The 573-nt window shown below is 63.5% G+C and carries 1 protein-coding gene; it reads right to left on the bottom strand.

What is annotated here, in order from left to right; genetic code table 11:
• Positions 1 to 253, bottom strand: a 253-nt coding sequence (locus HP445_RS00040; RefSeq protein WP_175330753.1) for a hypothetical protein, incomplete at its 3' end; no start/stop codon positions are given.
• Positions 254 to 573: the final 320 nt, after the last annotated feature.

Here is a 573-nt window from a genome sequence, read left to right as displayed (position 1 = left end):
CCTCGTCGATCTGATAGTCGCCCTTGTACGTCGGGTCCACATAGCGTTCATCCCCGCGGCGAAGGAGAGCGCTATCGGGATCCTTTGGCGTCATGTATACGTTCCACCGGCCAGTGTCATAGCCTTCTTCCCCGGCGGCGAAGTCGGTAGGACGCCCAGGGTCGCCAGGCTTGTCGTAATGCACTGATTTTTTATAGAGCGTGACCCATTCGCCAGCGTTGAGAACACGCCAATCCCCCAGATAATTAACCATCTGTGAACCGTATTGCCTCTCCACTCCCACGTGCAAGGTCGGCGCGGATGTTTCACCCATGCCGAACCGGTTGGTCCGGTTCGGCCCGTCGCTGCTCAGCGGTGCGCTCCGTCCTCAGCGCCCGTGCGGCGTCTCTCCCTCGCGTCTGCCGTTCCATCCCGCGTCACCTGCGCCCCGGTCTCGCCCCTTTCCTGCCCTGTTGCTGTGCCGACGTGTGGCCGCTCGCCGCTCTCGTGCTCCTGCGCTCTGGGCGTCCCTGTTGCCCCGTCGTCGCGCGTGCTGTGTGGCCGCTCCCGGACTTCGTGACTTCGGCACTTCGT

It is taken from the genome of Curtobacterium flaccumfaciens, assembly GCF_013359815.1.
Taxonomy (GTDB): domain Bacteria; phylum Actinomycetota; class Actinomycetes; order Actinomycetales; family Microbacteriaceae; genus Curtobacterium; species Curtobacterium flaccumfaciens.
This window is presented reverse-complemented; position numbering and strand designations above follow the sequence as displayed.